Below are 22,069 nucleotides of genomic sequence, written 5' to 3' on the forward strand. Positions count from 1 at the left end.
AAGTGCAGGTAATTGTGATGAGGGCTGGCCCGCCGTGGGCCGCTCCGTATAATGCCGACATCGCCACTGGTATGGATTAACGGATTGCATATGACTGAACAGCGCCCAATTGCGGTCCTGGGAGGCGGAAGTTTCGGGACCGCCGTGGCCAATCTGCTGGCCGAGAACGGTCATCCGGTGCGGCAGTGGATGCGAGACCCGGAACAGGCCGAGGCCATTCGGGTCAATCGCGAGAATCCACGCTACCTCAAGGGCATCAAGATCCATCCGGGAGTGGAGCCGGTCACCGACTTGCTGGCGACCCTCACCGCTTGCGACCTGTGCTTCGTCGCGCTGCCGTCCAGCGCCTTGCGCGCGGTGCTGGCGCCCCATGCCGATTGCCTTGACGGCAAGCTGCTGGTGAGCCTGACTAAAGGCATCGAAGCCCATACATTCAAACTGATGAGCCAGATCCTCGAAGAGATCGCCCCCAAGGCGCGCATCGGCGTGTTGTCCGGGCCTAACCTGGCCCGTGAAGTCGCCGAGCACGCGTTGACCGCCACCGTGGTTGCCAGCGAAGACGAAGCGCTTTGCCAGCGGGTCCAGGAGGCCTTGCACGGCCGGACCTTCCGGGTATACGCCAGCGCCGACCGTTTTGGCGTGGAGCTGGGTGGTGCACTGAAAAACGTCTACGCGATCATCGCCGGCATGGCCGTGGCGCTGGGCATGGGTGAAAACACCAAAAGCATGCTGATTACCCGGGCACTGGCGGAAATGACCCGTTTTGCGGTGAATCAGGGTGCCAACCCGATGACCTTCCTGGGGCTGGCCGGGGTCGGTGACCTGATCGTCACCTGCTCGTCCGACAAAAGCCGTAACTACCAGGTCGGTTTCGCCCTGGGTCAGGGCTTGAGCCTGGAGGATGCGGTGACACGCCTGGGCGAAGTCGCCGAGGGCGTCAACACCCTCAAAGTGCTCAAGGCCAAGGCCCAGGAAGTGGGCGTCTACATGCCGCTGGTCGCCGGTTTACATGCGATTCTGTTTGAAGGGCGCACGCTCAATCAGGTCATCGAGTTGCTGATGCGTGGCGAGCCGAAAACCGATGTCGACTTTATCTCCACCAGCGGTTTCAACTGAGCACCCCGTTTACAGGGGCAGGGAGCGAGACATGAACGATCCAAAAGTAGAAGCCAAGTACGAATCCATTCTGCTGCGCGTACTGTGGATGCTGATTTATGTGCTGGTCTGGCAAGTGGCGCAGTTCATCCTCGGCGCGGTGGTGCTGGTGCAGCTCATCTATCGGCTGATCTACGGTGCGCCGAGTGCGAGCCTGATGAACTTCGGCGACAGCCTGAGCCAGTTCCTGGCGCAGATCGGCCGTTTCGGCAGTTTTCACAGTGACCAGAAACCGTGGCCGTTCGCCGACTGGCCGACCCCGCGCAAGCCCGAAGGCGAAGCCCCGCACACGGTGCCACCGGCGCCGCATTCGGCTCGCGATGAGGAGCCAAAGCTATGAAGCTCTGGGTGTTGCGTCACGGTGAAGCCGAGTCTCACGCCCGTAGCGACGCCGAACGGGAACTGACTGCCCACGGCCGCGAAGAAGTCTTGCGCAGCGCGGCGCAACTGATCGGCCAGCCGATCCAGGCGATCCTCGCCAGCCCCTACGTGCGGGCGCAACAGACCGCACAACTGGTGCGCGAGGCGTTGGGTTTCGAGCCCGAGATCCGCACGGTGCCGTGGCTGACGCCAGACAGCAATCCGCTGGCCGCTGTGGATCAGCTCGACACGACAGACAACCTGCTGCTGGTCAGCCATCAGCCGCTGGTGGGCAACCTGATCGGGTTCTTGCAGCACGGCCACCTGCGGGCGCCGCAGCCGATGAACACCGCCAGCCTGGCCGAGCTTGAAGCTGATTTGCCGCTGGCGGGGGGCATGACGCTCAATAGCGTCAAACATCCGTAAGGTCGAGCCAAGGAGCTTTCTGTGGCGAGGGAGCTTGCTCCCGCTCGGCTGCGCAGCAGGCGCAAATATTGTCGATGTGGTTTGTCTGGCGCAACGCAGTTGTAGAAAGTGGGGCCGCTTCGCAGCCCAGCGGGAGCAAGCTCCCTCGCCACAGTTTGATCGCGTCCGTTGTTTGGTTTTTGTGTGAAATAGCCAACCAAGCAGTTGCTTGGTTGACTACGCTTGCCGCCACATCGAACAAAAAGGAGCGCCTGCCATGTCCGCCGCTTTTCGTTTGCCGCTGCAAGTGTTCTTTGAGCGCGAAGCCCGTCACCCCCATCAACGTTATCTGGTCCAGCCATTGGGCGGTGGGCAGGTGCAAACCCTGACCTGGGCCGACGTTGGTCACCAGGCCCGCTGCGCCGCCCATTGGCTGCGAGCCCGGGAATTGCCCCAGGGCAGCCACATTGCCCTGATCTCGAAAAACTGCGCGCACTGGATCATTGCCGACCTGGCGATCTGGATGGCGGGCCACGTCAGCGTTCCCCTTTATCCAAACCTGACCGCCGACTCGGTGGCGCAAGTACTGGAGCACTCCGAAGCGGCGCTGGCGTTCATCGGCAAACTCGATGACTGGCCGGGCATGGCGCCGGGGCTCAGCCCCGACTTGCCGACCATCAGCCTGCCGCTGTGCCCGCCAGGGGCGTTCGATTTCACCTGGGATGACCTGCAAGCGAGTTCACCGATTCAGGACCAACCGTCGCCCGGTGCGGGGCAGTTGGCGACGATCATCTACACCTCCGGCACCACGGGCCTGCCCAAAGGCGTGATGCACAGTTTTGGCACCCTCGGTTTTGCCACCACCCATGGCACCGGGCTGTTCGGGCTCAATGAGTCGGATCGGCTTCTGTCCTACCTGCCGCTGTGCCATGTGGCTGAACGGATGTTTGTGGAGCTGGCGTCGATCTACACCGGGCAGACCGTGTTTTTTGCCGAAAGCCTGGAAACCTTCATCACCGATTTGCAACGCGCCCGGCCGACCGCACTGTTTGGCGTACCGCGTATCTGGACCAAATTCCAGATGGGCGTGTACAGCAAGGTCCCGGCCAAACGCCTGGATTTCCTGTTGGGGCTGCCCATCATCGGCAAGCGGGTGGGGCGCAAAGTGCTGGCCGGGCTTGGGCTGGACGCCTTGCGCGTGGCGCTGTCGGGGGCCGCGCCTGTGCCGCAGACTTTGCTGCGCTGGTATCAACGGCTCGGGCTGGACGTGCTGGAGGTCTACGGCATGACCGAGAGCTGCGGTTATTCCCACATCTGCCTGCCGGGCCAGAACCGCCCTGGCTGGATTGGCAAACCGTGCCCGGAGGTCGAGGTGCGTATCGATGCGTCCGGCGAGGTCCAGGTGCGGAGCGGGGCGACGATGCTCGGCTACTACAAGGAGCCGCAGAAAACCGCCGAGACCATTACGCAGGACGGTTTTTTGCGCACCGGCGACAAGGGTGAGCAGGACGCCGAAGGCAACCTGCGCCTGACCGGGCGGCTCAAGGAAATCTTCAAGACCAGCAAAGGCAAATACGTTGCCCCGGCGCCGATTGAAAATCGCCTGGCGGTGCATTCGCGCATCGAACAGGTGTGCGTGGTCGGTGATGGATTGAGTGCGCCGCTGGGGCTGTGCGTGCTGTCGGCGGTGGGCTTGCAGGACGCCGCCAGCAGTGCGCGCAACGGGTTGCAGTCGAGCCTGGAAACCTTGCTCGATGAGGTCAACGGCGGCCTCGACAAGCATGAGCGGCTACGGCGGTTGGTGGTGGTCAAGGACAACTGGGCGGTGGAAAACGGCTTCCTGACGCCTACCCTGAAGATCAAGCGCAACGTCATCGAGGCCGCATATGGCGCTCGTTTCGAGGAATGGAGCGCACGTTCCGAAGCCGTGTTGTGGCAGGATTGATCGCGAATAAAACCAACAAAAGGACCTAGTCATGAGCCTGTGGCGCACTGTTCCCAACATCGACCAACTGAACGCGATTCAGAAAAACACCATTGGCGAGGTGCTGGATATTCGTTTCGAGGCGTTCGATGACGAATCACTGACTGCGAGCATGGTCATCGACCACCGCACCCACCAACCTTACGGTTTGCTGCATGGCGGCGCTTCGGTGGTGCTGGCTGAAACGGTCGGCTCCATGGCCAGTTTCCTGTGTATCGACGCCAGCAAGTTCTATTGCGTGGGCCTGGAAATCAACGCCAACCACTTGCGTGGCCTGCGCAGCGGGCGGGTGAGTGCCGTGGCAAAAGCCATCCACATCGGCCGCACCACCCATGTCTGGGACATCCGCCTGAGCAGCGACGAAGGCAAGGCCAGTTGCGTGTCGCGCCTGACCATGGCGGTGGTGCCGTTGGGTGAAACGCCGCCGATGCGGTAACGGCGCACAGTGAGGCGTGTTGTATGGCGAAAGGACCCGGTTACCCCTCACACGGCCTGACTGTCATCATTCCTGGCAGTTACGGTCATTGCTGTCAGGCGGTGTCTTACGGACAATCAACACCTGTTTTGGTTTTTTCGGACACGCCGCTATGTCGCAGCAGATTTTTTTTACCCACGCCAACGGCTTTCCTTCGGGCACTTACGGCAAGTTGTTCGCGGCGTTGGCGCCGGAGTATCAGGTTGCACACTTGCAGCAGCACGCTCATGACCCACGGTTCCCGGCGGACGATAACTGGCACAACCTGGTGGACGAGCTGATTCATCATCTGGAACAACAACCCGAGCCGGTGTGGGGCGTCGGCCATTCGTTTGGCGGTGTGTTGCACCTGCATGCCGCGCTGCGTTGCCCGCAGCTGTATCGCGGGGTGGTGATGCTCGATTCGCCAGTGCTGACCCGGACCGACCAGTGGGTGATCCGCGCAGCCAAGCGTTTTGGCTTCATCGACCGTCTGACCCCGGCCGGGCGCACGCTGGGGCGTCGCGAAGAGTTCACTGACCTGGAAACGGCCCGCCGCTATTTCGCGGGTAAAACCCTGTTCCGTGGCTTTGACCCGGAATGCTTCGACGCCTACCTGCAACACGGTCTGCATCAGGTCGGTGACCGGTTGCGGTTGCGCTTTGATCCCGCGACGGAAATCAGCATTTATCGCGGTGTGCCTCATGTCAGCCCCGGTCGTACCCGGCAGTTGAAAGTGCCATTGGCGGTGGTGCGCGGCCGCCAGAGCCGGGTGGTCATGCGTCATCACGCCAGCTCGGTCGGGCGCATGCCCCACGGTGAATCCCTGACCATGCCCGGCGGCCACATGTTTCCGCTGGAGCGCCCGCAAGACACCGCGACGCTGCTCAAGGAACTTTTCAGCCGTTGGCAAGGGCGCCACGAGCGCAGTTGCGCATGAGCCCGGCCGTCGAAGAGGTTCGCCTGAGCCTGCCGCACATCGAGCTGGCGGCGCACCTGTTCGGCCCGGAAGACGGGCTGCCGGTAATTGCCTTGCACGGCTGGCTGGATAACGCCAACAGCTTTGCTCGCCTGGCACCCCGGCTCAAAGGGCTGCGTATCGTCGCGCTGGACATGGCCGGTCACGGTCATTCCGGGCATCGACCGGTGGGCGCCGGTTATGCGTTGTGGGATTACGCTCACGATGTGCTGTGCGTCGCCGAGCAGTTAGGCTGGAAGCGTTTTGCGCTGCTGGGCCATTCCATGGGCGCGATTGTTTCGGTGGTGCTGGCCGGTGCCTTGCCGGAACGGGTGACCCACCTGGCGCTGATCGACGGGGTGATTCCACCGACCGCGACCCACGATAACGCGGCCGAGCGCATGGGCATGGCCTTGCAAGCGCAACTGGACCTGCAAGAAAAGCGCAAACCGGTCTACACCACGCTGGACCGGGCCATCGAGGCCCGGATGAAGGGCGTGGTGGCGGTCAGTCGGGAAGCCGCCGGGTTATTGGCTCAGCGCGGTTTGATGCCCGTGGCGGGCGGTTACACCTGGCGCACCGACAGTCGCCTGACCCTGGCGTCCCCGTTGCGTCTGTCAGAAGAACAGGCCATGTCCTTCGTGCAGCGGGTCAGTTGTCCTGCGCAATTGGTGGTTGCGGCTGACGGCATGCTCGCCAAGCATTCGGAGTTGCTTGAACGTCTACCCTTTAGCCGTGAACAGCTGCCCGGCGGCCATCATTTGCACCTCAATGACGAGCCTGGCGCCGCCCTTGTTGCAGACTGTTTCAATCGGTTCTTCGCCGTTCCTTGACTTGCAGCGGGCAACTGTCGAGGCTGGGCGGGTTGAAATGGGAGACAACCATGATAGATCTCTACACCGCTGCGACCCCGAATGGCCACAAGGTCTCTATCGTGCTCGAGGAGCTCGGCCTGCCCTACACGGTGCATGCCTTGAGTTTCGACCAGAAGGAACAAAAGGCACCTGCCTTTCTCAAGATCAACCCCAATGGCCGGATTCCGGCGATTGTCGACCGCGCCAACGGCGACTTTGCCGTGTTCGAATCCGGCGCGATTCTCATCTACCTCGCCGAACTGAGCGGGCAACTGCTGCCCACGGACCCGAAAGGACGCTCAGTGGCGATCCAGTGGCTGATGTTTCAGATGGGCGGCATCGGCCCGATGCAGGGCCAGGCCAACGTGTTTTTCCGTTACTTTCCGGAAAAACTCCAGGGCGCCATCGACCGCTACCAGCATGAAACTCGGCGCTTGTATGAAGTGCTGAACACGCGCCTGGAAGTCGTCGAGTTTCTCGCCGACAAGTACAGTATTGCCGACATCGCCACCTACCCGTGGGTGCGTGGTCATGAATGGTCCGGGGTGTCGGTGGATGGCTTGCCGGCCTTGCAGCGCTGGATGGCGGCCATGGCCGCGCGCCCGGCGGTCCAGCGTGGTTTGTTGGTGCCGCAACGCATCGACGACGCCAGCGTCGTCAAGGGTGCCCAGGCCATGCTGATCCGATGAGAGTGCCTTCAAGGTTGAAAAGCATGCGTTTAATCAGTCTGTTGGGGTTGGGGTGTTTCAGTTCGCTGGTGTTTGCCGCCGATGTCCCCGCAAGTCACGATTTACCGCTGGTGCCGCGTATGGCCGATGCCCAGATCGTCGACTATCGGCCCGCCGCGCCGCTTGAGCGAATCTATCCCATGGGGTCGATCCGCAAGATCAGCGGTCAGTTGCGCTTCGACGGTCAAGTCAGTGCCCGGGGGCAAGCCACTTCGGTAACGTATGAGTTGCCGCCGGAACATTCGTCTACCGAGGCCTTCACCGCCGCCCGCGAAGCCTTGCAAAAGCAGGGCGCGGAGCTGCTGTTCTGGTGCCAGGCCCGAGATTGCGGCGAAAGCAGCCTTTGGGCCAACGAAGTCTTCGGCAACGCCAAGCTGTATGGCTCCGACAACGAACAGGCCTACCTGCTATTGCGTCTCGCGGCCCCGCAGGACAATTCACTGGTGGCGCTCTACAGCATCACCCGTGGCAATCGCCGGGCTTACCTGCATGTCGAGCAGTTCGACGCCAATGCGCCGCTGGGTGAGCTGCTGCCGACCTCGGCGACCTTGCTGCGTCAACTCAAGGATACCGGCACCCTGGACTTCGCCAAGCTCGGCGGCGAGCCACAAGCCGCATGGTTGACCTTGCTTTCACGCGGGTTGAACCTGGACACCACGTTGCGGGTCAGTTTATCCGGTGCCACGGCTGAAGCCTGGCGCCAGGCGCTGGTGGGGCAGGGCGTTCGGGCGGCTAGGATGGAGACCGGCACGGTCGACACGCCGGGCCTGCATATCGAATTGCTGCGATAAACCGCTCTGGGGCGAACGTGCGGCCCGCCGTTCGCCTACTCTTTGTCGATTGACCTTTCACGAGACTGTTCATGCTCAATAACGATCGACTGTTGGTGCAGATTCTGTTGCTGGTGTTGTTTGGCGCCAGTTTCTGGGTGATGGCGCCGTTCTGGTCGGCGCTGTTCTGGGGGGCGGTGCTGGCGTTCGCCAGTTGGCCGCTGATGCGCCTGCTGACCCGTTTGCTTAACGGGCGCGAGTCGCTTGCGGCCGCGTTGCTGACCCTGGGCTGGATGGTGCTGGTGGCGGCGCCGATGGTCTGGCTGGGGTTGAACCTGGCTGATCATGTGCGCGATGCCACGACGTTCATCAAGGATGTTCAGGTTGATGGCCTGCCGGAAGCGCCGGTCTGGCTGGCAACGGTTCCTTTGGTCGGGGAACGGCTGGTGGGACTCTGGAACAGCATCGATCAACAGGGGGCGGCGCTGATGCTGGCGGTCAAACCCTATCTGGGACAGGTCGGCAACTGGTTGCTGGCGCGCAGTGCGCAGATCGGCGGCGGTATCCTGGAACTGACCTTAAGTATCGTATTCGTGTTCTTTTTCTACCGTGACGGCCCGCGCCTGGCGATGTTCGTCCATCGTTTGCTGGAGCGGCTGATCGGTGATCGCGCCGGCTACTACATCGAACTGGTGGCCGGTACGGTGCAGCGGGTGGTCAACGGGGTGATCGGCACTGCTGCCGCTCAGGCCGTCCTGGCGGTGATCGGTTTCCTGATCGCCGGTGTCCCCGGTGCGCTGGTGCTGGGCATCGTGACTTTCCTGCTCAGCCTGATTCCCATGGGCCCACCGCTGGTGTGGATTCCCGCCACGGCGTGGCTGGCCTGGAAAGGTGAGTACGGGATGGCGGTGTTCCTCGGTATCTGGGGCACGTTCATCATCAGTGGTGTCGACAACGTACTCAAACCCTACCTCATCAGCCGTGGCGGTAACCTGCCGCTGGTGATTGTGTTGCTGGGGGTGTTTGGCGGGTTGATTGCCTTCGGTTTCATCGGCCTGTTTATCGGTCCGACCTTGCTGGCGGTGGCGTACAGCCTGCTGATCGACTGGAGCGCGAGCCAGGTGCGGGTTGAAGATAAACGCTGACTGACTGACTGACTGACTGACGGAGGCGAGGGCGCAGGTTCCCTTGCCACCACGGTAGGATCGCGACATTCAGACGCGGGCCCGATCAGCGGCGTACCCGTTGTGCTGCCTACAGGGAAACAGGCGTGCGTGGCAGGCGAACGACCGCCGTCAGGCCGCCTCCCGGGGTTTCTTCCAGGCTCAACTGCCCGCCCATGCGTTGCGCGGCCTCCCGGGCGATGGTCATGCCCAGACCAACGCCACCGGAGTTGCGATTGCGCGAACCTTCCAGGCGAAAGAACGGCTCGAACACCGCTTCACGTTTGTCTGCCGCGATCCCCGGGCCGTGATCAATGACACGAATCAGCAACTGCTCGCGGTTATCTTCAAGGCTGATCAAGGCGTGCCCGGCGTAGCGCAAGGCGTTGTCCAACAGGTTGTTGAGGCAGGAGCGCAAGGCCATCGGCTGTACGTGCAACGGCGCGCAGTGGCCTTGGGCCTGAACGTCGGCGCCCTGATCCTGAGCATTTTCGCTGAGGGATTCGACCAGTGCCTGCACATCCATCAACTGCCAGGCCTCGCTGGTGCGTTGTTCGTGCAGGTAGCTGAGGGTAGCGTCGAGCATGCCGATCATGTCGTCGAGGTCCTGGCGCATCTGCCCCTGCAACTTGTTGTCGTCAATCTGCTCAAGCCGTAGCTTGAGGCGTGACAGCGGCGTGCGCAGGTCATGGGACACAGCGCCGAGCATGCGCCCGCGCTGCTGCACTTGCTGACGAATGCGTTGCTGCATCAGGTTGAAGGTGTGCGCGGCTTGCCGGGCCTCGCGCGGGCCGGACTCATCGAGCGGCGGGCTGTCGAGGTTTTCGCTAAGGCGTTCGGCGGCGGCGCTCAAGCGCTGGATCGGCCGGCTCAGCAACTTGGCGCCGTACCAGGCGGCAATGATCAGGGAAATGAACTGGAAGGTCAGCGGCACCAACGGCCCGCCAAACCACGGCCGTGGCGGTCGCGGTTCGAAGCGGGGGTGGGGCGGGCGCGTCCCGTCAAACTCGGCGGAAAACCGCTGCGGCGCAGGGGGAGGGCCGTAATGGTGAAACCAGAAGAACGCCAGCAAGTGCGCCAGCACGATCGCCACCAGCAGCACCCCGAACAGGCGGCCGAACAGCGTATCGAAGCGCATGCGCATCAGCCGATGTCTCGGGCATCGAACAGGTAACCCTCGCCACGTACAGTCTTGATCAGCTGTGGGGCCTTGGGGTCGTCGCCAAGTTTTTGCCGCAAGCGCGAGACCAGCAGGTCGATGCTGCGATCAAACGCTTCGATCGAACGACCCCGGGCCGCGTCGAGCAACTGTTCGCGGCTAAGCACCCGGCGCGGGCGTTCGATGAACACCCAGAGCAGGCGGAATTCGGCGTTCGACAGCGGCACCACCAGGCCATCGTCTGCGATCAACTGACGCAACACACTGTTGAGCCGCCAGTTGTCGAAACGAATATTGGCGCGCTGCTCGGTGCGGTCGTCGCGCACCCGGCGCAAGATGGTCTGGATCCGCGCCACCAGCTCCCGTGGTTCGAACGGCTTGGCCATGTAATCGTCGGCACCCAGCTCCAGGCCGATGATCCGGTCGGTGGGCTCACAACGGGCGGTGAGCATCAGGATCGGAATGTCCGACTCGCTACGCAGCCAGCGGCACAGCGATAAACCGTCTTCGCCAGGCAGCATCAGGTCGAGGACCACCACGTCGAAGTGCTCGGCCAACAACGCCTGGCGCATGGCGTTGCCATCGGTCACGCCACTGGCGAGGATGTTGAAGCGGGCCAGGTAGTCGATCAGCAGCTCGCGGATCGGCACGTCATCGTCGACGATCAGCGCGCGGGTGTTCCAGCGTTTGTCGTCGGCCGGGGCGGACGTTTTCAGGTCATCATTCATCGGAGCTGGACTGTTGTGCATGGAGGATTCATCTGCCATGGAGGCTGCCAACCACAAAAGATAGGCTGCGAGGTTGTGACTTCAGCATAGGCGTCCGGCCGCAAGGCGGGAAGCGCTGCAAGGACGTGGTGTGGCGCATCAGGGTAGCCCCGGCGAATGTAGTGGAGGTGTCTTATGTGTATCGAAGTCGACACAATTGAGTGTGTTGCGCGGGTTGTGGGTGCCGTTGAGGATGAATTACCGATCTTCGGGTCCCGTACGGGCTCGCGTTCCGCTACAATGCGCGCCGATTTCGACTTGCCTGAGAGCCCACTCATGTCCGCCTGCCAGACTCCTATCATCGTCGCCCTGGATTTCCCTACCCGTGACGCCGCACTGAAGCTGGCCGACCAGTTGGACCCGAAACTGTGCCGGGTCAAAGTCGGTAAAGAACTGTTCACCAGTTGCGCTTCTGAAATCGTCGGAACCCTGCGCGACAAGGGTTTCGAGGTGTTCCTGGACCTCAAGTTCCACGACATCCCGAACACCACCGCCATGGCGGTCAAGGCTGCGGCGGAAATGGGCGTGTGGATGGTCAACGTGCACTGCTCCGGTGGTCTGCGCATGATGGCCGCGTGCCGTGAAGTGCTCGACCAGCGTACGGGCTCCAAGCCGCTGCTGATCGGCGTGACCGTGCTGACCAGCATGGAGCGTGAGGATCTGGCGGGCATCGGCCTGGACATCGAACCGCAGGAGCAGGTGCTGCGCCTCGCGGCATTGGCGCAGAAGGCCGGGATGGATGGCCTGGTGTGCTCGGCCCTGGAAGCCCAGGCGCTGAAAGCCGCGCACCCGTCGCTCCAACTGGTGACCCCGGGGATTCGTCCGGCGGGCAGCGCCCAGGACGACCAGCGCCGAATCCTGACGCCACGCCAGGCCCTGGATGCCGGTTCCGACTACCTGGTAATCGGTCGTCCGATCAGCCAGGCGGCTGACCCGGCCAAAGCCTTGGCGGATGTTGTGGCCGAAATCGCTTAACCCAACACTGAAGATCCAAATGTGGGAGCAGGCTCGCTCCCACATTGGTTTGTGGTGTATTGAAAAATCGGGTTAAACCTTCAACACCAGCTTGCCGAAGTTCTCGCCGCTGAACAGTTTCATCAGCGTTTCCGGGAACGTCTCAAGCCCTTCAACGATGTCTTCCTTGCTCTTGAGTTGCCCCTTGGCCATCCACCCGGCCATCTCCTGGCCGGCAGCGGCGAACTGCGCGGCATAATCCATCACCACGAAACCCTCCATTCGCGCGCGGTTGACCAGTAGCGACAGGTAATTGGCCGGTCCCTTGACTGCCTCTTTGTTGTTGTACTGGCTGATTGCGCCGCAGATCACCACGCGTGCCTTCATGTTCAGGCGGCTGAGCACGGCGTCGAGAATATCGCCGCCGACGTTGTCGAAATACACATCGACCCCTTTCGGGCATTCGCGTTTGAGGCCGGCAATGACGTCTTCATTCTTGTAGTCGATGACACCGTCGAAGCCCAACTCATCCATCAAAAACCTGCACTTGTCCGCGCCGCCCGCAATGCCGACCACGCGGCAGCCTTTGATCTTGGCGATCTGCCCGGCGATGCTGCCTACCGCACCGGCGGCGCCAGACAGCACCACGGTTTCACCGGCCTTCGGCGCGCCGACATCGAGCAGGGCGAAATAGGCGGTCATGCCGGTCATGCCCAGCGCTGACAGGTAGCGCGGCAACGGAGCCAGTTTCGGATCGACCTTGTAGAAACCTCTTGGCTCGCCCAGGAAGTAATCCTGCACACCCAGTGCGCCGTTGACGTAGTCGCCCACCGCAAACCCCGGGTTGTTCGATGCAATGACCTGGCCCACGCCCAGCGCCCGCATGACTTCACCAATGCCCACGGGGGGGATGTACGACTTGCCTTCGTTCATCCAGCCACGCATGGCCGGGTCCAGTGACAGGTACTCGTTCTTGACCAGGATCTGGCCCGCCGCCGGTTCGCCGACCGGAACCTGCTGATAGGTGAAGGTTTCGCGAGTCGCCGCACCCACCGGGCGTTTGGCGAGGAGGAACTGACGGTTGATCTGGGCAGTCATGGTGAGTACTCATCATTCAATGGAGTCTGATTGATAGACCCTCGCGGCAGATGTCGCAAGGTTTGCAGGCCCGGCGAATGCAGCCTGATCCAGTCTTGTGATGATAGTGCCGGTGCACTTATCACTGTCGTCGATGGTGGACCCACCGGGTGTTTGATAGTGCTGCCGCGTGGTCAGCGGCTGTGGCTAGACTGCGGGAACACGACCCACCCCCGCACGATTCGAGGACAGATCAATGAGCATGACGTTTTCCGGCCAGGTAGCTTTGGTGACAGGCGCAGCCGCCGGTATCGGCCGCGCAACGGCCCTGGCATTCGCCGCCGAAGGCTTGAAAGTCGTGGTTTGCGACCTCGATGTGACGGGTGGCGAGGGCACGGTCCAACTGATTCGGGCCGCTGGCGGCGAAGCCGTGTTCGTGCGCTGCAATGTCACCCTGGAAGCCGATGTCCAGAACTTGATGGCGCAGGCCGTGAATGTGTATGGCCGTGTCGACTACGCCTTCAATAACGCCGGGATCGAGATCGAAAAAGGCAAACTTGCAGAGGGCACGGTGGAGGAGTTCGACGCGATCATGGACGTCAACGTCAAAGGTGTCTGGCTGTGCATGAAGTACCAGTTGCCCTTGATGCTCGCTCAGGGCGGCGGGGCCATCGTCAATACCGCGTCCGTGGCAGGGCTGGGCGCTGCGCCGAAAATGAGCATCTACGCGGCGTCCAAGCATGCCGTGATCGGCCTTACCAAATCGGCGGCGATCGAGTATGCGAAGAAGAAAATCCGGGTCAACGCGGTATGCCCGGCGGTGATCGACACCGACATGTTCCGCCGGGCGTATGAGGCAGATCCGAAAAAGGGCGACTTTGCCAGTGCGATGCACCCGGTCGGGCGTATTGGCAAGGTTGAGGAAATCGCCAGCGCGGTGCTCTATCTGTGCAGCGACGGTGCGGCGTTCACCACAGGCCATTCACTGGCAGTCGATGGTGGTGTGACGGCGATCTGATCGAGCGCAAACAGCTCTGGTTCTGTGGTGAAACGAAAGCCTGTCACGTAGGAAAACCCCGCGCTATCACGCGGGGTTTTTCTTTGTCTCAAGCATGCCTGACGACGAGCCTGGAGCGATGTGTTTCAAAGCGTTAGCTCAGCGCTTTTTGACGGCGTTGTCGCACATCGTTCCGCGGGTGCCTGTGCTTAACTGCGAGCAGAAAAAACAACCGGTTAGGGAGATGGTTACTCATGGAATTGAGAATCGATCGACAGGCCATGGTGCCCGTCGTGCAGCAAATCGTCGACGCGCTGGCTGGCTGGATTCGCCAGGGCGCGGTACAGCCTGGAACACGTCTGCCTTCCGTTCGCCAACTGGCCAAGGACAACCTGCTCAGTCAGTCGAGCGTCTTCGAAGCCTATGAGCGGATGATTGCCCAAGGCGTTCTCGCCGCCCGCCAGGGCTCAGGCTTTGTTGTTGCCGAGCCACCCATCGTGGTCGCCCATTCGGCCGACAAGCCTTGGTACGAAGGTGCCGAGGCCAATTGGGAGCGGTTCACCGACAGCCCGCTAGGGGAGTTGAAACTGGGGTGTGGCGGGTTGCCGGAGAGCTGGCGTGAGAGTGATGACCTCAGCTATGCCATTCGCGAAGTGGCGCGCACTGACATGGCCGGGTTGTTCAACTACAGCACACCCCTGGGGCTGCCAGCCTTGCGCCAACAGCTTCACAAACGCCTGAAGCAGATCAACATCGACGTTGATGAAGGGCGAATCATGACCACCTACGGTGCGAGCCACGCGCTGGACCTGATCGTGCGCACGCTGTTCAAACCGGGCGATTGCGTGGTGGTTGAAACGCCCGGTTACTCGAATCTTTTCGATTTGCTGCGCCTGCACGGCATCACCTTGCTTGAGGTGCCGCGAACCCCGCGAGGGCCGGACGTCGAGGCGCTTGAAAGGCTTTTGAGTCGCCATCAGCCCCGTGCCTTGTTCATCAACAGCCTGTATCACAACCCTACGGGCAGCAGCCTGGCACCGACCATCGCACAACGCATTCTGGAGCTGGCCAGGGCTCATGGTCTGTTGATTGTCGAAGACGATGTCTACGCGGATTTGCAAAGCAGTGCCGGTACTCGCCTGGCGGCCCTGGACGCCGATCAGTCAGTGATTTACGTCGCAAGTTTCTCGAAAACCCTCAGCAGTTCGCTGCGGGTCGGTTATGTGGTGGCCAGCGCCGAGATCATTTCGCGCCTGGCGGAAGTGAAAATGGTCAGTGGCATGGGGACGTCACGCTTTTGCGAGTCGGTTCTGTGCGGCCTGCTGGCCAATGGGGCCTATCGCAAACTGGTGCAGCGCCAGCGCCAGCGGTTGAACTGTGACATGGCCAGTGCATTGCAGGTCCTGGAGGACGCCGAATGGCAGGTGTTCGGCAAGCCCAGTGGCGGCATGTTTATCTGGGGGCGATCGCAACTGTGTGATTACCCTCGGGTGCGTACGTTGGCGCAGCAATGTGGTGTGCTGTTGTCGTCCCGGACTGCATTCAGCCCTGGTGGCGAGGCCAGTGACTGGCTGCGTATCAACGTTGCCTATGCCAGCGATCCGCGAGCCTTGAGGTTTTTCCAGGCAACGGCTTTGCCGGATCGGCTTCAACCGTCCTGAAAACGACGTTGACGTAGCTTTTGGCCATTATTCAGGCGCCAGAGACTTGTGTGTCCGTAGCCTCGTTGCGACTCTGCATTAACTGAAAATGGCCTTGCTGCCATTGGGCATTGGAAGGGGACTACGCGCAATGATTTCGGCCGTGCAAGGACGTTTTGCCAACCTCGGTATGGCGAAAAAACTGGGTGTCGGGTTTGTTCTGGTCTTGTTGCTGACGGCGCTGGTGGCCGCGATCGGAGTCTGGTCGCTGCAAACCATCAGTCAGCGTTTCGAGGGGCTCAAGCAGATGTCCGCGCTCAACAGTGGCCTGCTCAAGGTTCGCCTGCTGGAGCAGGAGTACGCCTTGCACGGCGACCCGAAAACCGCGGATGCCCTGCATCAGGGGGTGGACGGGCTGGTAGAGCGGGCGGCGCAGCTCAAGGGCCGGTCACCGGCCAGTGTCCCGGTCATGAACGATGTCGAGCAGTCACTGGGGGCTTATCGCAAAGCCTTCGATGAGTTTGTCGAGCTGACCCAGGCCAAGGACCTTGCGCTGGAAATGGCCAGTTGGTCGGTGTCCAGCGTGGCCAATAACCTTGATGTGTTACAGGCCGGGCTCGCCGACGATGGTGCTTATACCCTCAAGGAGTCACAGGGTAGCGACGGCGCGCAGTTCATCGAGCAGGCCAATCAGGTGAGCCAGGTGTCGCGCTTGATGTTGCAGGCCATGAACGAGGCCCGCGTGCGGCTGGACCAGAGCCGCAAGGGGGACGAGGAGAATGCCGGGCAAGGCAAGATCGAGCAGGCCGATCAGGCGTTGAGTCAGGCTGAAACACTGAGAAATACCGTCAAGGACGCCGGCTATCAGACGGTGCTCACCGAGGTGGCGGGGCATATCGCCAGTTTCAGCGAGAAACTTACCGAGTACACCGGGTTGCTGGCACAGGAACAGAAGGTCTATCAACAACTGCATGAGCGCGCCGCTCAGGTGGTTGAACGCGTCAACCAGGCTTATGGCGCTGAAGATCAGTCGATGCAGGCTGAGTTGCACAAGAACTCCCTGTTGATCATTGGCTCGTCAGCCCTGGCGCTGCTGGTCGGTTTGATTGCTGCGTGGGTGATCACCCGTTTGATCGTTGCGCCGCTGCGCAGTGTGATTCAAGTAGCCCGGCAGATTGCCGCCGGCGACCTGAGTGCCACCGTGCAGGTTACCCGTCGCGATGAAATCGGCCAGTTGATGGAGGCCATGCAGCAAATGGGTGCCGGCCTGAGCGCTATCGTCAGCGGCTTGCAGGCGGGGATAGAGCAGTTGGCGAGCTCTGCCCAGTCGTTGTCGGCAGTCACCGAACAGACCAACCTTGAGGTCAGCAGCCAGAAAGAGGAAACCGAGCAAGTCGCCACCGCCATGAACCAGATGACCGCCACCGTGCATGATGTGGCGCGTAATGCCGAAGAGGCCGCGCATGCCGCCCAAACGGCTGATGGCAAAGTTGAAAGCGGCCAGCAGGTGGTGCGTCAGAGTATGCAGCGGATTGAGCAGTTGGCTGACTCGGCGACATCGGCGAGCAACTGCATCGAAAGCCTTAGCGCAGAAATCCAGAATATCGGCACCGTGCTCGGTGTCATCAAGAGTGTTGCCGAGCAAACCAACCTGTTGGCCCTCAACGCCGCCATCGAAGCGGCCCGCGCGGGCGAGCAGGGCAGGGGCTTTGCCGTGGTGGCCGACGAAGTACGGGCCTTGGCCAAGCGTACGCAGCAGTCGACCGAAGAAATCGAGCGTTTGGTGAGTGCCTTGCGTTCGGCGGCGCATTCTTCGGTGCAGCAGATTCAAAGCAGCGGTGAGTTGGTAAAACTGGCGGTCAGCGATGTGCTACAAACGGAGAGCGCCCTGGGCAGCATTGCGGCGGCAGTGTCGTTGATTCAGCAAATGAATCAGCAAATTGCGGCGGCGGCCGAGCAGCAGAGTTCGGTGGCGGAAGAAATCAATCGCAGCGTGACCAGCATTCGAGCTAGTGCCGACCAATCTTCGCTGGCGATGCAGGGCAACGCGGCGTCGAGCATCGAGCTGGCGCAGTTGGGGGCTGAGTTGAAGGGGATGGTGGGGCATTTCCGGCTGTGAGGTGCCGGGTGGCCTGATGGCCGGTGTTCTGGCAATAACAATCAAGCCGCACGAAGGGTTCGTGCGGCTTGTCGTTGATCAGTCGTAAATGACTTTCTTCTTCCAGTCGGCATCGGCCTCGACGTCTTTGAGGCCTTCGGTCAATTGGTTGACCTCGCCGTCGACGGGTTGAGTGCTGGCCAATACCTGGGCATTGGCACGCTCCAGGAGTTTTTCCAGATACTCAAGCTGTTCGCTGTACAGCGCCGGGTCCTGTTGTTTACGCAGGTACTGCACGCCACGCTCGAAGGCCAGGCGGGCTTGCCCTGGCTGGTTCTGTTGCAGGGCATGTTGGCCGAGGTTGTTGAAGAACTCGATGTGCAGCAGCACCAGGATATGGCGAATTTCCTTGATCCAGCGCTTGGCTTCGTTGGTCGGCAGGAAGCCGTCCTGAGCCGCGCGCGTCACTTGGCCATGCATGGCTTCAAGCAGGAAACGCACATCCTTGGCCTTGGCTTCGGTCAGGATCGGTGCCGGAGGGTTGTTCACCGGGATCGATTCGCCTTGGGCCACCAGCGCATTCAATTCACTGATTCGCGCCTTTACGGCTGTATTTGTCTTTTCAAGATGGAGCAGGCGCTGGCAGACGTTGAGTTCCAGGCGGGTCAACAGCAGCTTGAGGGCTGGCGTCATGTACTGGCCAGGGAACGTCTCGGTGAGTTCGCCGCAGCGACGCAGGCGATCATTGAGTTCGACCTTGGTGCGGGCCTTTTCCAGTTTATTGTTATCCACCACATGGTTCATGTAGCCAATGGCGATCAATAGGGCGAGCCCAGCTACAACGAGCAGGCCGATCATGAGTGGTGTCACCGTTAAGACCTCTTTATAGGGTTCGCGTGCGAGTGTAGTGGCTAAGCATAGGGGCGCATAGGGCCGGACGACGAGTTGATGGAAGCGGTGGCCGTACCTATATAGACAGTAGATAGAGAGTAGCGCGGCGATTGCACATTGCTACCATCTGCCGGGAGTGGACTATAGCGCCTTGTCCGGTGCCAGAATATAGGCGCCAAACACCGGACGCGAGATAGGTCGCAAACCACCCCTTAAGGACGGCGAAGTCATTGATTTAAATAAATTTATCTCAGGGGGTTGACGACCCCTCAATCCATCCATAGAATGCGCGCCACTTACAGCGGAAAGCAAACAGCGAAACGCGGTAGGGAGTGAAGTTGTAGTGTGTCCCCTTCGTCTAGTGGCCTAGGACACCGCCCTTTCACGGCGGTAACAGGGGTTCGAGTCCCCTAGGGGACGCCAATGCGGGAATAGCTCAGTTGGTAGAGCACGACCTTGCCAAGGTCGGGGTCGCGAGTTCGAGTCTCGTTTCCCGCTCCATTTTTAAACAGCATTGCTTTCGGGCAGTGTTGAGTGAAACCAGAACCAAGTCTTCGGATGCGGGTCTGGACACTGGAACACACACCATGTGTTCCGGGTAGCGTGTCCCCTTCGTCTAGTGGCCTAGGACACCGCCCTTTCACGGCGGTAACAGGGGTTCGAGTCCCCTAGGGGACGCCATTTGCGGGAATAGCTCAGTTGGTAGAGCACGACCTTGCCAAGGTCGGGGTCGCGAGTTCGAGTCTCGTTTCCCGCTCCATATTTAACGAAAACGCCGCTCAATGAGCGGCGTTTTTGTGTGTGCGTTGTTTAGCATCCAGGTATTGAAAAAGGCCCGCCAGTCAGACTGAGCGGGCCTTTTTGCATTTCAGCCGCCTGAACGCAGAGGTTGTTTCGTAGCGGGGCACCCCCACACGTTTCCTTTCTCACAAAATGTTACCGATCGCACCCGCGCTCAGTAAAAAGCGGTTCAGGTAACAACCCTGAGTACAGCCTGGTGGCCTTCGAGACTGTCACGGGCTGAAGTCAACTCCCGTGCCAGAGGCGTTCTTGCGGCTTTAACAGGTTTCTTCGGTCGTGGTCAGAAGAGTTGGCTGGTTGATTGCATATGCTTGTACGTACAAGTAAGTGTATGTGCGTAAGAGTCGCCAGGAGGCGTTGACACACAGGATGGCGTCAAAGCACCTGCTTGAGGTTTTGCCCAGGCTTCACAGCGTCACAGGCATGCCGGCAACACTCCCCATGCGCCACAAGCGCCCATAGTGGTTTTAGGAATTGAACAATAATGAAAAAAACATTGCTGACCCTTTCTGCGTTGACGTTATGCATGGCCGCAGGTGTTGCCACGGCCAAGGAATACAAAGTGCTGCGGTTTGGCGTCGATGCTTCTTATGCGCCGTTCGAGTCCAAAGCGGCCGACGGCAGCCTCACAGGGTTCGACATTGATCTGGGTAATGCGATCTGCGCTGAGTTGAAGGTCACGTGCAAATGGGTCGAAAGTGACTTCGACGGCACGATTCCGGGCTTGAAGGCCAACAAGTTCGACGGCGTGATCTCTTCCATGACCGTGACACCGGCCCGTGAGAAGGTGATCGACTTCTCCACCGAGTTGTTCTCTGGCCCGACCGCGATGGTTTACAAAAAAGGCGCCGCTGTCGGCATCGATCCGGCTGCCCTTAAAGGCAAGAAAGTCGGTTATGAGCAGGGCTCCATTCAGGAAGCCTATGCCAAGTTGGTACTGGATAAGGCCGGGGTAGAAACCAAGGCTTACGCCAACCAGGACCAGGTCTATGCGGACTTGATCTCCGGTCGTCTCGACGCTTCGATCCAGGACATGCTGCAAGCCGAACTGGGTTTTTTGAAGTCGCCGCAAGGGGCTGATTTCGAAGTCAGCAAACCGGTCGATGATTCTTTGCTGCCGGCCAAAACGGCGGTAGGTATCGCCAAGGGCAACACCGAGCTCAAGGCCTTTATCGATAAAGGCATCAAGGCGCTTCACGATAACGGCACCTACGATGCGATCCAGAAAAAGCACTTCGGTGATCTGAATCTCTACAGCGGCAAGTAATGCCCCGTGCCCGTCCTCGCGCCGGGCACTTTTTTATCGCTATAGGTCCCTGAATTATGTTCGAAGCACTGTTACAGACGCTTGGGTTTTCCGCGTTCAGCTTGCAGGGGTTTGGCCCTCTGCTGCTGGAAGGCACCTGGATGACCGTCAAGCTATCGATACTGTCGCTGTTGTTGAGCGTTCTGCTTGGTCTGATCGGCGCCAGCGCCAAACTCTCCAGCATTAAATTGTTCCGGATTCCCGCCCAGCTTTACACCACATTAATTCGCGGTGTGCCGGACCTGGTGCTGATGCTGCTGATTTTCTACAGCCTGCAAACCTGGCTGACGGGGCTCACTGTGGCGCTGGACTGGGAATACATTGAGATCAACCCATTTGCTGCCGGGATCATCACCCTGGGCTTTATCTACGGTGCCTATTTCACCGAGACCTTTCGTGGCGCGATCCTCGCGGTGCCCCGTGGGCAGATGGAAGCGGCCACCGCCTACGGCTTGAGTCGCGCCCAGCGTTTTCGTTTTGTGGTGTTCCCGCAGATGATGCGCTTTGCCCTGCCGGGCATCGGTAACAACTGGATGGTGATTCTCAAGGCCACTGCGCTGGTGTCGATCATCGGCCTGGCCGACCTGGTCAAAGCCGCTCAGGACGCCGGTAAAAGTACCTATCAACTGTTCTATTTTCTGGTGTTGGCAGCGCTGATCTATCTGGTGATCACCAGCGCTTCAAACGTTGTGCTGCGCTGGCTTGAACGGCATTACGCAGCAGGTTCCCGGGAGGCCGTACGATGATTGAGCTCATGCAGGAATACTGGAAGCCCTTCCTTTATAGCGACGGCTATCACATCACCGGCCTGGCGATGACCTTGTGGTTACTCGCGGCGTCGATCTTCATCGGTTTTCTGGTGTCGATCCCGCTGTCGATTGCCCGGGTTTCGCCCAAGCTTTATGTGCGTTGGCCGGTGCAGTTTTACACCTACCTGTTTCGCGGCACGCCGCTGTATATCCAGCTACTGATCTGCTACACCGGGATCTACAGCCTGGCGGCCGTTCGCGCGCAACCGGTACTCGATGCGTTCTTTCGCGATGCGATGAACTGCACCATCCTGGCCTTTGCCCTGAACACCTGCGCCTACACCACGGAGATTTTCGCCGGGGCAATCCGCAGCATGGCACACGGCGAAGTCGAAGCCGCCAAGGCCTACGGCCTCACGGGCTGGAAGCTTTATGCCTACGTGATCATGCCTTCGGCCCTGCGCCGCTCGCTGCCGTACTACAGCAACGAAGTGATCCTGATGCTGCACTCGACCACCGTGGCCTTTACCGCAACCATTCCGGACATCCTGAAAATTGCACGGGACGCCAACTCGGCGACCTTCCTGACTTTTCAGTCGTTTGGCATCAGTGCGCTGATCTACCTGATGGTCACCTTTGCGCTGGTCGGTCTGTTCCGCCTCGCTGAACGCCGCTGGCTGGCCTTTCTCGGCCCGGCTCACTAGGACTGAGAGCGCCATGCGGCCGCTCATCAGGCCGCGGGTTTTTCGCCGGTTGCGACATTTACGCAGCGGCGATCCATTTTCCCTTTGAGGATGCT

General features: G+C 60.6%; 21 protein-coding genes, 4 tRNA genes and 1 pseudogene. 22 read left to right on the plus strand and 4 right to left on the minus strand.

Annotated features, from left to right (window positions below):
* The first annotated feature begins 90 nt into the window (after positions 1-90).
* The 10 genes from AC1Z1G_RS08345 to AC1Z1G_RS08390 all read left to right on the plus strand — a co-directional run bounded on the left by AC1Z1G_RS08345 (position 91) and on the right by AC1Z1G_RS08390 (position 8,813).
* Entirely contained in the window at positions 91-1,116 is a 1,026-nt protein-coding gene (locus AC1Z1G_RS08345) for an NAD(P)H-dependent glycerol-3-phosphate dehydrogenase (protein WP_483626327.1), read from the plus strand.
* A 31-nt stretch (positions 1,117-1,147) separates the two neighbouring features.
* Entirely contained in the window at positions 1,148-1,495 is a 348-nt protein-coding gene (locus AC1Z1G_RS08350; RefSeq protein ID WP_483626329.1) for a DUF4389 domain-containing protein, read from the plus strand.
* Positions 1,492-1,941 (plus strand): phosphohistidine phosphatase SixA, encoded by a 450-nt coding sequence (gene sixA, locus AC1Z1G_RS08355; protein WP_483626330.1) that lies wholly within the window; start codon positions 1,492-1,494, stop codon positions 1,939-1,941. Before AC1Z1G_RS08350 ends, sixA begins: the two co-directional genes overlap by 4 nt.
* Before the next feature lie 256 nt (positions 1,942-2,197).
* Positions 2,198-3,865, plus strand: coding sequence for an AMP-binding protein (locus tag AC1Z1G_RS08360; RefSeq protein ID WP_483626332.1), 1,668 nt, complete (start codon positions 2,198-2,200; stop codon positions 3,863-3,865).
* A gap of 31 nt (positions 3,866-3,896) precedes the next feature.
* Complete coding sequence (locus AC1Z1G_RS08365) at positions 3,897-4,340, plus strand: hotdog fold thioesterase (RefSeq protein WP_483626334.1); 444 nt, start codon at positions 3,897-3,899, stop codon at positions 4,338-4,340.
* A 151-nt stretch (positions 4,341-4,491) separates the two neighbouring features.
* The gene (locus tag AC1Z1G_RS08370) at positions 4,492-5,298 is read left to right on the plus strand and encodes an alpha/beta fold hydrolase (protein ID WP_483626336.1); all 807 of its coding nucleotides are present in this window, start codon (positions 4,492-4,494) and stop codon (positions 5,296-5,298) included.
* The gene (locus AC1Z1G_RS08375; RefSeq protein ID WP_483626337.1) at positions 5,295-6,149 is read left to right on the plus strand and encodes an alpha/beta hydrolase; all 855 of its coding nucleotides are present in this window, start codon (positions 5,295-5,297) and stop codon (positions 6,147-6,149) included. Before AC1Z1G_RS08370 ends, AC1Z1G_RS08375 begins: the two co-directional genes overlap by 4 nt.
* Positions 6,150-6,199: 50 nt before the next feature.
* Positions 6,200-6,859, plus strand: a complete 660-nt coding sequence (locus tag AC1Z1G_RS08380; RefSeq protein ID WP_483626339.1) for a glutathione S-transferase family protein — start codon at positions 6,200-6,202, stop codon at positions 6,857-6,859.
* A 23-nt stretch (positions 6,860-6,882) separates the two neighbouring features.
* Positions 6,883-7,689 (plus strand): DUF4892 domain-containing protein, encoded by an 807-nt coding sequence (locus AC1Z1G_RS08385; protein WP_483626341.1) that lies wholly within the window; start codon positions 6,883-6,885, stop codon positions 7,687-7,689.
* A gap of 71 nt (positions 7,690-7,760) precedes the next feature.
* On the plus strand, positions 7,761-8,813 hold the full coding sequence (locus tag AC1Z1G_RS08390) for an AI-2E family transporter (protein WP_483626342.1): 1,053 nt from the start codon (positions 7,761-7,763) through the stop codon (positions 8,811-8,813).
* Positions 8,814-8,922: 109 nt separating this feature from the next.
* On the opposite strand, the gene AC1Z1G_RS08395 is transcribed toward AC1Z1G_RS08390, so the two are convergent.
* Both AC1Z1G_RS08395 and AC1Z1G_RS08400 read right to left on the minus strand, forming a co-directional pair.
* The gene (locus AC1Z1G_RS08395; RefSeq protein ID WP_483626343.1) at positions 8,923-9,975 is read right to left on the minus strand and encodes a sensor histidine kinase; all 1,053 of its coding nucleotides are present in this window, start codon (positions 9,973-9,975) and stop codon (positions 8,923-8,925) included.
* The gene (locus tag AC1Z1G_RS08400; RefSeq protein WP_483626344.1) at positions 9,975-10,739 is read right to left on the minus strand and encodes a response regulator; all 765 of its coding nucleotides are present in this window, start codon (positions 10,737-10,739) and stop codon (positions 9,975-9,977) included. Before AC1Z1G_RS08400 ends, AC1Z1G_RS08395 begins: the two co-directional genes overlap by 1 nt.
* 294 nt (positions 10,740-11,033) lie before the next feature.
* Between AC1Z1G_RS08400 and pyrF the strand changes: the two genes are divergently transcribed.
* Positions 11,034-11,732, plus strand: a complete 699-nt coding sequence (pyrF, locus tag AC1Z1G_RS08405; protein ID WP_483626346.1) for an orotidine-5'-phosphate decarboxylase — start codon at positions 11,034-11,036, stop codon at positions 11,730-11,732.
* Positions 11,733-11,804: 72 nt separating this feature from the next.
* Here the strand turns inward: pyrF and AC1Z1G_RS08410 are convergent, their stop codons facing one another.
* Complete coding sequence (locus AC1Z1G_RS08410; RefSeq protein WP_483626348.1) at positions 11,805-12,809, minus strand: NADP-dependent oxidoreductase; 1,005 nt, start codon at positions 12,807-12,809, stop codon at positions 11,805-11,807.
* Positions 12,810-13,044: 235 nt separating this feature from the next.
* Here AC1Z1G_RS08410 and AC1Z1G_RS08415 point away from each other — a divergent pair, with 235 nt between their 5' ends.
* The 4 genes and pseudogenes from AC1Z1G_RS08415 to AC1Z1G_RS08430 all read left to right on the plus strand — a co-directional run bounded on the left by AC1Z1G_RS08415 (position 13,045) and on the right by AC1Z1G_RS08430 (position 17,544).
* Complete coding sequence (locus AC1Z1G_RS08415; RefSeq protein ID WP_483626349.1) at positions 13,045-13,806, plus strand: SDR family oxidoreductase; 762 nt, start codon at positions 13,045-13,047, stop codon at positions 13,804-13,806.
* A 233-nt stretch (positions 13,807-14,039) separates the two neighbouring features.
* The gene (locus AC1Z1G_RS08420; RefSeq protein ID WP_483626351.1) at positions 14,040-15,446 is read left to right on the plus strand and encodes an aminotransferase-like domain-containing protein; all 1,407 of its coding nucleotides are present in this window, start codon (positions 14,040-14,042) and stop codon (positions 15,444-15,446) included.
* A gap of 169 nt (positions 15,447-15,615) precedes the next feature.
* Positions 15,616-16,683, plus strand: a pseudogene (locus AC1Z1G_RS08425) (HAMP domain-containing protein); the annotation flags it as partial.
* Complete coding sequence (locus AC1Z1G_RS08430) at positions 16,681-17,544, plus strand: methyl-accepting chemotaxis protein (RefSeq protein ID WP_483627786.1); 864 nt, start codon at positions 16,681-16,683, stop codon at positions 17,542-17,544. The pseudogene AC1Z1G_RS08425 and the gene AC1Z1G_RS08430, both read left to right, overlap by 3 nt.
* A 78-nt stretch (positions 17,545-17,622) precedes the next feature.
* Here the strand turns inward: AC1Z1G_RS08430 and AC1Z1G_RS08435 are convergent, their stop codons facing one another.
* Positions 17,623-18,381 carry a hypothetical protein gene (locus tag AC1Z1G_RS08435; protein ID WP_483626352.1) on the minus strand — a complete coding sequence of 253 codons (759 nt, stop codon included), beginning with the start codon at positions 18,379-18,381 and terminating at the stop codon, positions 17,623-17,625.
* Positions 18,382-18,761: 380 nt separating this feature from the next.
* Here AC1Z1G_RS08435 and AC1Z1G_RS08440 point away from each other — a divergent pair.
* From AC1Z1G_RS08440 to AC1Z1G_RS08470, 7 genes are all read left to right on the plus strand, one after another.
* A tRNA-Glu gene (locus tag AC1Z1G_RS08440) sits at positions 18,762-18,837 on the plus strand.
* Between the two features lie 2 nt (positions 18,838-18,839).
* Positions 18,840-18,915, plus strand: a tRNA-Gly gene (locus tag AC1Z1G_RS08445).
* 104 nt (positions 18,916-19,019) lie between these two features.
* Positions 19,020-19,095, plus strand: a tRNA-Glu gene (locus tag AC1Z1G_RS08450).
* A gap of 3 nt (positions 19,096-19,098) precedes the next feature.
* Positions 19,099-19,174 (plus strand) — tRNA-Gly (locus AC1Z1G_RS08455).
* A gap of 525 nt (positions 19,175-19,699) precedes the next feature.
* Entirely contained in the window at positions 19,700-20,482 is a 783-nt protein-coding gene (locus tag AC1Z1G_RS08460) for a transporter substrate-binding domain-containing protein (protein WP_483626354.1), read from the plus strand.
* A gap of 56 nt (positions 20,483-20,538) precedes the next feature.
* Complete coding sequence (locus tag AC1Z1G_RS08465; protein ID WP_483626356.1) at positions 20,539-21,267, plus strand: ABC transporter permease; 729 nt, start codon at positions 20,539-20,541, stop codon at positions 21,265-21,267.
* Positions 21,264-21,974, plus strand: coding sequence for an ABC transporter permease (locus tag AC1Z1G_RS08470; protein ID WP_483626358.1), 711 nt, complete (start codon positions 21,264-21,266; stop codon positions 21,972-21,974). Before AC1Z1G_RS08465 ends, AC1Z1G_RS08470 begins: the two co-directional genes overlap by 4 nt.
* Positions 21,975-22,069 lie beyond the last annotated feature (95 nt).

The organism is Pseudomonas sp. JL27(2026), assembly GCF_056933555.1.

Bases quoted from the DNA above. Each gene is read 5' to 3' on its own strand.
- AC1Z1G_RS08345 (WP_483626327.1), top strand. From the start codon at position 91: ATGACTGAACAGCGCCCAATTGCGGTCCTGGGAGGCGGAAGTTTCGGG.
- AC1Z1G_RS08350 (WP_483626329.1), top strand. From the start codon at position 1,148: ATGAACGATCCAAAAGTAGAAGCCAAGTACGAATCCATTCTGCTGCGC.
- sixA (WP_483626330.1), top strand. From the start codon at position 1,492: ATGAAGCTCTGGGTGTTGCGTCACGGTGAAGCCGAGTCTCACGCCCGT.
- AC1Z1G_RS08360 (WP_483626332.1), top strand. From the start codon at position 2,198: ATGTCCGCCGCTTTTCGTTTGCCGCTGCAAGTGTTCTTTGAGCGCGAA.
- AC1Z1G_RS08365 (WP_483626334.1), top strand. From the start codon at position 3,897: ATGAGCCTGTGGCGCACTGTTCCCAACATCGACCAACTGAACGCGATT.
- AC1Z1G_RS08370 (WP_483626336.1), top strand. From the start codon at position 4,492: ATGTCGCAGCAGATTTTTTTTACCCACGCCAACGGCTTTCCTTCGGGC.
- AC1Z1G_RS08375 (WP_483626337.1), top strand. From the start codon at position 5,295: ATGAGCCCGGCCGTCGAAGAGGTTCGCCTGAGCCTGCCGCACATCGAG.
- AC1Z1G_RS08380 (WP_483626339.1), top strand. From the start codon at position 6,200: ATGATAGATCTCTACACCGCTGCGACCCCGAATGGCCACAAGGTCTCT.
- AC1Z1G_RS08385 (WP_483626341.1), top strand. From the start codon at position 6,883: ATGCGTTTAATCAGTCTGTTGGGGTTGGGGTGTTTCAGTTCGCTGGTG.
- AC1Z1G_RS08390 (WP_483626342.1), top strand. From the start codon at position 7,761: ATGCTCAATAACGATCGACTGTTGGTGCAGATTCTGTTGCTGGTGTTG.
- AC1Z1G_RS08395 (WP_483626343.1), bottom strand. From the start codon at position 9,975: ATGCGCATGCGCTTCGATACGCTGTTCGGCCGCCTGTTCGGGGTGCTG.
- AC1Z1G_RS08400 (WP_483626344.1), bottom strand. From the start codon at position 10,739: ATGCACAACAGTCCAGCTCCGATGAATGATGACCTGAAAACGTCCGCC.
- pyrF (WP_483626346.1), top strand. From the start codon at position 11,034: ATGTCCGCCTGCCAGACTCCTATCATCGTCGCCCTGGATTTCCCTACC.
- AC1Z1G_RS08410 (WP_483626348.1), bottom strand. From the start codon at position 12,809: ATGACTGCCCAGATCAACCGTCAGTTCCTCCTCGCCAAACGCCCGGTG.
- AC1Z1G_RS08415 (WP_483626349.1), top strand. From the start codon at position 13,045: ATGAGCATGACGTTTTCCGGCCAGGTAGCTTTGGTGACAGGCGCAGCC.
- AC1Z1G_RS08420 (WP_483626351.1), top strand. From the start codon at position 14,040: ATGGAATTGAGAATCGATCGACAGGCCATGGTGCCCGTCGTGCAGCAA.
- AC1Z1G_RS08430 (WP_483627786.1), top strand. From the start codon at position 16,681: ATGGGTGCCGGCCTGAGCGCTATCGTCAGCGGCTTGCAGGCGGGGATA.
- AC1Z1G_RS08435 (WP_483626352.1), bottom strand. From the start codon at position 18,381: ATGATCGGCCTGCTCGTTGTAGCTGGGCTCGCCCTATTGATCGCCATT.
- AC1Z1G_RS08460 (WP_483626354.1), top strand. From the start codon at position 19,700: ATGAAAAAAACATTGCTGACCCTTTCTGCGTTGACGTTATGCATGGCC.
- AC1Z1G_RS08465 (WP_483626356.1), top strand. From the start codon at position 20,539: ATGTTCGAAGCACTGTTACAGACGCTTGGGTTTTCCGCGTTCAGCTTG.
- AC1Z1G_RS08470 (WP_483626358.1), top strand. From the start codon at position 21,264: ATGATTGAGCTCATGCAGGAATACTGGAAGCCCTTCCTTTATAGCGAC.